The organism is Candidatus Frankia alpina (genome assembly GCF_902806485.1).
Lineage (GTDB): Bacteria > Actinomycetota > Actinomycetes > Frankiales > Frankiaceae > Frankia > Frankia alpina.
Genome location: NZ_CADCWT010000343.1, coordinates 1 through 4,007 on the forward strand (window position 1 = coordinate 1; position 4,007 = coordinate 4,007).

A 4,007-nucleotide genomic window follows, 5' to 3' on the forward strand; every position below is an offset into this window, starting at 1 on the left:
TCCAGTCCCTCGCCGGCGAACTGACCGCCACCCTCGACGCCTTCGCCCGCCAGATGGCGCTGCTCGGCGACGTCACCGCCGCCGAAGCCCAGGTCGAGGCCGCCGAGGCCGACGCTGCCGAACGCGTCGCCGAAGCCGTCGCCCGCGCCGTGCGCGCCGAGCAGGCCGCCCGCGCCGCTGGGATCGCCCGCGCCGAATCCGACGCGGTCGCCGCCGAAGCCGTCACCGCCCTCGAAGACGCCGAGCGCCGCCTGGCCGCCGCCGAGACGGCCCGCGCCGACGCCGTCGAGGAGTCCGCCGCCGCCGTGCGCGCCGCGACCGCCGCCGCCGAGGCCGTCCGCGCCGCCGCCGACACCGCCGTCGCCGACGCCGAACGCGACGCCACCGCCCGCATCACCGAGGCCCACCACGACGCCGAGACTCGTATCGCCGAGGCCACCGCCGCCCGTGACCAGGCCCTCACCGAGCTGGCCACCGCACGCCGCGACGCCGAGCGCGACGCCCGACAACGCACCGAGCTGCGCGAGGACATCCGCGCCGAACGCGCCGAAGCGCTGCGCCTACACCAGGCCGCCGACACCAACGCCCAGCTCCTGCGCGCCGAGACGACCGCCGAGATCACCCGCATCCGCGCGGAGGCGGCTGCCGACGTCGACCGCGCCCGCGCCGCCGCGGCCGCCGAGACCGAGCGGATCCGCGCCGAGGCCGAGGCCCGTCTGGACACCGAACGCCGGGCCGCCGCCGAACGCCTCGCCGTGATCGGCGAGGCCCGCGCCGAGGCTCGCACCCGCGCCGAACGCGCCGAACGCCAGGCGGACGACCTCGCCGCCGAACTACGCGCCCTGCGCACCCCCGGCTCCGGCGGGACCTGAGCTCCTCGGTCTCGTCTCCGGCTCTGCGGGGGTCCGCTCGACCGAGGGCGCTGGCACGATCGGCCGGCATCTGGGTGGGAGCCAAGGCTGGTGCGCGGACGCAGGCGATGACGACTGTCGAGAGATCCGGCCGGAGTGCTGCTCTGCTGACGGGGTGACCCGGCTCGTCACCCGCCACCTGCAGTGGGTGGAAGACCACCCGCCGCCACCGCCCACACCCTGGACGGCCTGGACCCGGCCACCGTCGTGGACACCCCCCTCCAAAAGACCCGTAGCTGACACGGCCACACGCTGAGCAGCGGACTCGGCCGCACGCTCGGCAGGGCGGGGCTCGACGCGGGCCTCACCTTCCGGGCGACGGGAGTGGGACTGCGCGCTCGGAGCGGGCGGAGGGCGAGCGGGTGGAGGGCGAGGGGTCCAGGTGCAGGCCCGGTGCGCCTTGCAGCAGATCCTGCAATGTCATTGCCGCCGGCAGCGGCTTAGTGGGCAGCGCTGTGTAGACGGTCCGGCGCAGGGCGAGGTCGCCGAGCCGGCACAGGACGAGTTCGGCCGGAACAGCCCAGGCGGCCAGCGAGGGGACCAGCACAACGCCCAGTCCGGCGGCTACATAGCCGAACTTCCCGGTCCACTCCGCGATTTTGATGATCTTCTTGGGTTCGAAGCCTGCCTTGACACAGGCATCGGTGAGCAGCGTGGGACTACCTCCCGCAGGCGCGTCCTGGAGCCAGGCCTCGTCGCGCAGGTCGATCACCCCGGCTCCGGCCAGGGGATGCCCGCGGTGGAGGACGACGAAAAACTCGTCCTCCAGCAGAACGGCTGTCGTGACGCCCTTGGCCGACGGTAGACCGGCCGGATAGTCGCTGACCACGGCGAAGTCGAGCGCCCCGTCGGCGAGGCGCTGCATCAACGTGCCGCTGTGGCCCTCGATCGCGACGATCTCAACCTCCGGTCTGGCCTGCTCGAACGCCCGCAGGACGGCGGGCACCAACGCGATATTCGCGGTCGAGAACGCCCCGACGCGCAGTATCCCGCCGCGACCTGCGTGGATGGCGGCCAGCTCCTGCTGTGCCCACGACAGACGCTCAAGCACATCCACCGCGTGGCGATGCAGCTCATGACCAGCAGGATTGAGCCGTACGCCCCGGGGGAGCCGTTCGAACAGCGGCCCACCCGTCTGCTGCTCCAGCAAGGCGATCCGCCGCGACACCGCGGGCTGCGTGTAGTTGAGCTGGACCGCCGCCTTGGTGAACGACCCGGTGCGGACCACGGCGACCAGGAGACGCAGCGCGTCGATGTCAAACACATTCCCCCATGCATGGCTCATATCCAATCTAGTTGCTGGTGGAATGTCTTGTCTCGCCTTAACGTCACCCCTGTCGTCAAGATCGGACCTGGGGGGAAGCGTGCCGTTGTTGGAGAACTTCGCGACACGGAGCTGTGCGACGGGGTGGGGCCGGTGACCGCGGGAGCCGCGATCGCGTTGCCCGCGATGCTGGCCGATCTGGAAGAACTCGTGGCCTGCGAGTCCTTCTCGGCCGACCACGCGGCACTGGCCCGCAGCGCCGAGGTCGTCGGCGCCCTCGGCGCGAGACTGCTGGGTCGGGCGCCGGAGACGATCGTGATCGACGGCGTGCCACACCTGCGGTGGACCTTCGGCACGCCGCGGGTGCTGCTGGTCGGACACCACGACACGGTGTGGCCCGTGGGCTCGCTTCAGACCCACCCCTGGTCGCTGGTCGACGGGATCGCCCGGGGCCCTGGAGTTCTCGACATGAAGGCAGGGCTGGTGCAGATGTTCCACGCGCTGGCCTGCCTGCCGTCCCCGGACGGGGTGTGCGTGCTGATCAACGGGGATGAGGAAGCCGGCTCCCCGACCTCCCGGGAGCTGATCGAGCAGTCCGCGCGCGGTTGCGCCGCCGCCTTCGTCGTGGAGGCGGCCGCGAACGAACAGGGCGCGCTCAAGACCGCCCGTAAGGGCACCTCACGCTACGAGGTCGTGGTGTCCGGCAAGGCCGCCCACGCGGGACTGGAACCGGAGAAAGGCGTCAACGCCGCGATCGAGGCCGCGCACCAGATCCTGGCCATCGCAGGCCTCGCAGCCTCGGTGGATACCACCCACTCCGTCCTGGGCGCGCCGACCATCACGCCCACTCTGCTCTCCGCCGGCAGCGCTCTGAACACGGTGCCCGCGCTGGCGAAAGTGTCGGTGGACGTGCGGGTGCCGACTCTGGCGACGCAGGACCGGATAGACGATCTCATGCGGGGGCTCACCGCCCAGACACCCGGCGCCCGCCTGAAGGTACTGGGCGGCAGGAGGCGGCCGCCGATGGAACCGGAATCCTCCGCCGACCTGTTCGCCCTCGCCGCCGGAATCGCCGCGGAGCTGGGCCAGGAGCCGCTGCGGGGAGTCGCCGTCGGCGGCGCCTCGGATGGCAACTACACCGCGGGCGCAGGCTGCCCGACGCTGGACGGCGTGGGTGCCATCGGCGGCGGCGCCCACGCCGACACCGAGCACGTCGACGTCGCCCAGATGACCCCCCGCACCCGCCTGCTCGCCGAACTGATCGCACAGACACGGCAACAGACACCGCAGCCGAGACGATCGACCGCGGCAGATCGCTCCCCCTCCCACCGTGCAGAGCCGACCGGCCGATGATCGTTGACCGGAAGCGGATAGAGAAGGCCCTGCCGAGCTATCGGATCGGACAGCAGTTGGGGTCGGGGCAGTTCGGGCTGGTTATGGCGGGGCGGCATCGTCGGATGCGCCGCCCGGTCACGATCAAGGTGATGGAAGCGGAAGGCCCGGAGGGGCTGACTCTGGACTTCGCCGATGAGGCAAGGATCCAGGCCGGGTTCGATCATCCCCATGTGGTGCGGATCTTCGAATATGTCGAGGCCGAGGGTCTGTGCCTGCTGGTGATGGAACTCCTCGACGGCGGCGCCCTGACCCGCCGCCGTGACCGTCTCGACACCCTGCAGGCCTGCGCGGTCGGGCTGGCGGTGGCCGCGGCGTTGGAGCATGCCCATGACCAGGGGGTGTTGCACCAGGGCCGCGCGAAGGTCACCTTCCGTGCTGACTAGTTACTCTAGGTTGTGAGGAATGTGAGGGCCCGGTTGCGGTCACGGGCGATGTGT

The 4,007-nt window shown here is 71.6% G+C and carries 4 protein-coding genes; 3 read left to right on the forward strand and 1 reads right to left on the reverse strand.

Annotated features, from left to right (window positions below; translation table 11 throughout):
• Positions 1-872 (forward strand): flotillin family protein (locus tag G6R25_RS22275; protein WP_473246927.1); only part of this gene is annotated, 872 nt, incomplete at its 5' end.
• A gap of 343 nt (positions 873-1,215) precedes the next feature.
• Here the strand turns inward: G6R25_RS22275 and G6R25_RS22280 are convergent.
• On the reverse strand, positions 1,216-2,175 hold the full coding sequence (locus tag G6R25_RS22280; protein WP_205447355.1) for a LysR family transcriptional regulator: 960 nt from the start codon (positions 2,173-2,175) through the stop codon (positions 1,216-1,218).
• Between the two features lie 153 nt (positions 2,176-2,328).
• On the opposite strand from G6R25_RS22280, the gene G6R25_RS22285 reads away from it, so the two are divergent.
• Complete coding sequence (locus tag G6R25_RS22285) at positions 2,329-3,528, forward strand: M20 family metallopeptidase (RefSeq protein WP_235949442.1); 1,200 nt, start codon at positions 2,329-2,331, stop codon at positions 3,526-3,528.
• Complete coding sequence (locus G6R25_RS22290) at positions 3,525-3,953, forward strand: protein kinase domain-containing protein (protein ID WP_163554455.1); 429 nt, start codon at positions 3,525-3,527, stop codon at positions 3,951-3,953. The genes G6R25_RS22285 and G6R25_RS22290 overlap by 4 nt, the downstream gene beginning before the upstream one ends.
• Positions 3,954-4,007 lie beyond the last annotated feature (54 nt).

Coding starts and splice junctions, on each gene's coding strand:
- G6R25_RS22290 (WP_163554455.1), top strand. CDS start 3,525: ATGATCGTTGACCGGAAGCGGATAGAGAAGGCCCTGCCGAGCTATCGG.